This window comes from Streptomyces sparsus (genome assembly GCF_054776295.1).
Map to the genome: position 1 here is coordinate 1 of NZ_BAAHCA010000404.1, position 4,324 is coordinate 4,324.

The following is a 4,324-nucleotide window of genomic DNA, read 5'->3' on the forward strand; positions in this document are numbered from 1 at the left end:
GCTGCCCGACTCGCGCAGCGCCCCGTCACCGCTCTGCGCGTCGGCGATGCCGCGCCTCGCCGGAGCGGTGATCTCCGGGGCCGGCGGATCGGGCAGGCTCGCCGCGACCGCGAGCAACTCGCAGGTGAGGTCCCACTGCTCGTCCTCCAGACAGGTGTCGAGCCAGCACGGCAACCAGGTCCGCAGGTACTCGCCCAGATCGGCGGGCAGCCGGTGCGGGGCGCCGCCCCAGTCGGTGACGTGGAAGACGGCGTGCGTCAGGTGGTAGCCGGCGGTGCGCTCGAACGTCCACGGTTCGGGCAGCCCGCCCAGCCACGTCCGGCGCAACGCCGGGCCGAACGGACCGTGCGGGGGAAGCCCGCTGCGCCGCTCGGCGTTGAGAATGCCCAGCCGCCGGTTCGGTGCCTGCTCGGTCAGCCGCCACGAGCGCGTGCCGCACACGGCACCGGCGAATTGTTCGAAATCCCGATCCCGCATTCCCGCACCGGCGAAAGCGGCGTAGATCTCCAGCGGATACGTCGCCTGTGGTTCCGCTCGAAACAGTTTCAGCAGTACCGCACCCGATCGGACCTCCTGCCAGCAGAATTCCAGCATTTCCACGGCGAGGCGGTGGATCGCGTCGCTGCTCGCGGTGTGCTGCCGGATCGAGGCACACAACTGCGCGAGTTCTCCCAGTGGTTTCACCGTCCGGTTCAGATCCGTTCCCGGATCGGTGACGTCCCTCGGGAGCCGGAATCGCGCCGTGTGGCGACGCGTCCACTGCAGGGAGGTCAACGCGACGCGCTCCAGCTCGTCCGCCCTCACCGGTCGTCCCCGGCGAGCATCATCCGGGCGGCGTGGACGTGCAGCGCGACCCGGGGGTCACCGCCGCCCATGTGCAGCACGAAGTCCAGCCCGGCGGCCAGTCCGAGTGAGTCCGGCACACCCTCGACCACGGCCAGCCACCTCCCGGCGCCCGCCGCCTGGAGCCAGTCCCGGCGGCGCACCGCGCGGACGAAGCCACGCGCGATGTCCACCGGCCGTCGCCCGGCCTCCCACGCAACCCGGGAGGGCGCCGACGGAACGGCCAGCGCCGCCAGCACCGACAGCTGGTGCGTCAGCTCCTGCCAGGAGGCGCGCTCCAGCCACGACGCGTCCGGTTCCGCGTCCTCGGGGGTGTCCTCGTCCGGCCAGGTCAGCCCGTTCTTCCCGGAGACCTGCCGCAGGGTCTGGGTCATCGCCCAGTGGCTCCACGCGGTGGACACCGAGGCGCCCGGACCCGGCGGGTACGCACGCACCGCCGCCAGCACCAGGTCCACGTCGGGCTGCGCGGCAGCCCGACGGAAGATCGTGCTCGGCAGCAGCACGTCGGCGCCCAGCACCCGTACCGCCGCCACACCCACCGTTCCGTCCCCGCCGCTCACGGCGGCCGAACCCGCGACGGAGCGGTGATCCCCGTCCCTGAGGACGGAGACCACCTCCGAAGCAAGGTCGCACACAGCGCCCGACAACTGCTCCATCAAACGCGCCCCGTCATCCCTTCTTGGGCCGCGGGGTCGGCGGCGACAGCAGAGCCGCGCCCGCGATCAGCAGCAGTGCCGCACACTCCCGCGAGTCACGGAAGGTGCCGTCCGCCTCCGCCGGGTTCAGTGCCGCTTCGACGTCCGTCTCAAGGGTCTTCTGTAGGTCCCTGGCGGTCGATTCGGTGGAGTACATGGAATCATCCCCTTGGGGGAAGAGGGATTTCTCTCTTACAACATCCAGTGAAACGCACTTCACGGAGCCCTGCAACTGTGCATCCGATTCCGCCATTTGCTGGAAAATTCAACCGGCGGCGTTTATGAACTCTCAACATTCCGCGAGCGAATGACGCGTGTGAATGCTCAACCGCCCGTGCCGCCATCCCGTGCCGCCATCCCGCGGGGACGACCGCCCGCATGAATGGCGGGAACGCCGATTTCGGGGTATGGGGCACCTTTCGCGAGCCCCGGGACGGTTCCGAGGCTCCGACACCCGGCGTACTCCGTGGCTCCCGACGCGGCGGGGCGGTCGGTGGGGCGGTCGGTGGTGTGGCTGACGGTGCGTACGGCAGCCGAGTGAAACGCACCGGCACGTGTGCGGCGGTCTCGTCCCCGCACACGCCCACGCCCACGCCCACGCACGCCCGCCCGCCCGAAAGGAAGTTGACGCCACCTCAGTCCGCGTGGACGTCCGCTATCCGGGTAGGCGAACCACAGGCGTACGACCTCACCGACGAGCAGAAACGAGAGAGACCATGGCGGACCACAGGGCGATCGTGCTCGTGCTCGACTCGGCCGAACCCGAGAAGTTGGCCGACTTCTACGCCCAACTGCTGGGCGGCGAGATACAGGTGGAACGCGACCTGGAGCATCTCACCGTGAGCGGCCCCCACGGCCCCTACCTCCAGATCCGGCGCAACGAGAACATGGTCGCGCCCGTCTGGCCGCAGTCGGGGATCACCCAGCAGGCGTACGTCCGGGTGCTGGTGCCGGCCGAGCAGGCGGACCAGGTCGAACGTGAGGTGATCGGTCTCGGCGGCAGCCCGCTCGACATCGAGGAGCACGGCAGCGCCGACGTGCACACCTTCGCCGACCCCTCCGGACATCCCTTCACCCTCGCCATCCGCTGATCCGTCGTAGGTTCCACCCGCCCGGGTGCCTCGCTCCTCCGAACGTCTCATCTTCATCACGTCGACAGCCCGCCGGGCGCGTCGCCGGGCGCGTACCGCGTCGCGGACAAGTGGCGGCAGGAGCGGGCGAATCGGTCCGGGGAGAGCGGGGCGCGGCGTCCTGTGACGGCTCGGAGCGGGTGACGGCGTCACGCAATTGTTGTCATGCACAGCCGAATCGTTGACGTTGATGATCTAGCGTGAGGTCCGCTCGGAGCGCGTCGGCACGTGCTCCGTGCGCCCCGAATCCGTGTGCACGTGGCCGGTCAACCGCTTGTGCGGGGGACCGGCTTTGTCGTGGCCGCCGCTGATGACGTCCCTTGCTCGCAGGCGGTGTGCCCGTGCTCCCGCGGTGACGGCCAGAGAAGAACCCCGCCAGTGAATCCGTAGGGTAAGGCAGCGCGATGACGAGCGATCAGTCCCACGTCGACGACCCGGACGGCGATGCGTCGATATCCGACGAGCAGTGGGAGCAGTTCCAGCGGGACCCCGGGGTGGCGGGCAGGGCCGGTGCGGTGCCGAAAGAGACCTCCGCGCGGGCGCGCATGGTGGCCCGGCGGCTGCGGGAGCGGGACGAGGAGTTCGCGCGGCAGCAGGGCGGGCGGCGCTGGGGGCGGAAGAAGAAGGAGCCCGAGCCGTGGCAACCGGAGGGCTGGCGGACCGGGCCGGCCTGGCAGGAGCGGAACGGCCGGCGCCCCGGAGCCCGTGCCGGCCGGGCGCTGGCCGGACTCCTCGCGTTCGGGATCGTGTGCTGGGGCGCGGTGCACTACACCGACATCGACGCCAGCCGCTTCGGGCTGGACTTCGGGAGCGAACCCGGCGAGCCGCTGCCCGCCGAGACGGCCGTGCCGAGCGGTGCGCCGGCCGGTGAGATGTTCCCCGACCGCCCGACGCTGGACGAGCCGTTCGCCGGCTCACCCGCCGAGCGCTGGGCGGACGGCGCCGACGCCATCGAGCTGCCGAAGGCCGAGGCGGTGGGTGACGTGCCCCGGGAACGGGTAGCCGCCGGTCTCAAGGTGTTCAAGCAGTTCCTCGTCGCGTCGAACCTCGACACCGACGTGCTGAACGGCGGACAACCGCGCAGGGCCATGGAGTTGGTGGACCCGCTCCATAAGGAACTGCTGGCCGACATGCGCACGGCGCTGGACACGCCGAGCGAGAGCGACGACCCGACGGCCTGGTTCACCCGCTTCGCCCCGGACGAGGCCCGGACCGTGGGCGGCACGGTGAAGGTGCGCGGCCGGACGGAGGTCGAGGAGGCAGGCCCCGGCAGGGCCACCATCCGTGCCGACTACTCCTTCGTCTACGCCGTGGAGAGCGTGCGGAAGCCGGGGGAGGTGACCCGCACGGTGGTGCGGCGCGCCATGAGCGTCGACGTGGTCGACCCCCGTCAGTGGCAGAGCGAGCAGGACAGGGTCTGGCTCCGGGACGTGGCCATCAACGTGGGCAACACCTCGTGCGACACCTATGACGGCTTCCTGCACCCGCAGTTCGCCTTCGAGCTGATGCCCGAGGACGAGGTGACCGGCCCCCCGACCGACCCCTACGACCGCAGCGAGTCGGTGGAGGAACGCGCGGAGGGCGTGGCCGCCGGCGAGTGCGGCGCGCTCACACGGGTGTGAGCGCGGCCCCGGACCACCGCCCCGCCACGGGCGG

General features: G+C 71.0%; 5 protein-coding genes. 2 read left to right on the forward strand and 3 right to left on the reverse strand.

What is annotated here, in order from left to right; translation table 11 throughout:
* The 3 genes from ACYVE9_RS17265 to ACYVE9_RS17275 form a co-directional block, all read right to left on the reverse strand.
* A partial coding sequence (locus ACYVE9_RS17265) for a DUF6895 family protein (RefSeq protein ID WP_461028767.1) occupies positions 1-804 on the reverse strand: 804 nt, incomplete at its 3' end.
* On the reverse strand, positions 801-1,499 hold the full coding sequence (locus tag ACYVE9_RS17270; RefSeq protein WP_461028768.1) for a hypothetical protein: 699 nt from the start codon (positions 1,497-1,499) through the stop codon (positions 801-803). The genes ACYVE9_RS17270 and ACYVE9_RS17265, both read right to left, overlap by 4 nt.
* 13 nt (positions 1,500-1,512) lie before the next feature.
* A complete protein-coding gene (locus ACYVE9_RS17275) occupies positions 1,513-1,695 on the reverse strand; it encodes a hypothetical protein (RefSeq protein ID WP_461028769.1) in 183 nt (60 codons plus the stop codon).
* A gap of 559 nt (positions 1,696-2,254) precedes the next feature.
* On the opposite strand from ACYVE9_RS17275, the gene ACYVE9_RS17280 reads away from it, so the two are divergent.
* Complete coding sequence (locus ACYVE9_RS17280) at positions 2,255-2,629, forward strand: VOC family protein (RefSeq protein WP_461028770.1); 375 nt, start codon at positions 2,255-2,257, stop codon at positions 2,627-2,629.
* A 443-nt stretch (positions 2,630-3,072) separates the two neighbouring features.
* Entirely contained in the window at positions 3,073-4,290 is a 1,218-nt protein-coding gene (locus tag ACYVE9_RS17285; protein ID WP_461028771.1) for a hypothetical protein, read from the forward strand.
* The last annotated feature ends 34 nt before the right edge of the window (positions 4,291-4,324 follow it).

Bases quoted from the DNA above. Each gene is read 5' to 3' on its own strand.
- ACYVE9_RS17285 (WP_461028771.1), top strand. From the start codon at position 3,073: ATGACGAGCGATCAGTCCCACGTCGACGACCCGGACGGCGATGCGTCG.
- ACYVE9_RS17280 (WP_461028770.1), top strand. From the start codon at position 2,255: ATGGCGGACCACAGGGCGATCGTGCTCGTGCTCGACTCGGCCGAACCC.
- ACYVE9_RS17270 (WP_461028768.1), bottom strand. From the start codon at position 1,499: ATGGAGCAGTTGTCGGGCGCTGTGTGCGACCTTGCTTCGGAGGTGGTC.
- ACYVE9_RS17275 (WP_461028769.1), bottom strand. From the start codon at position 1,695: ATGTACTCCACCGAATCGACCGCCAGGGACCTACAGAAGACCCTTGAG.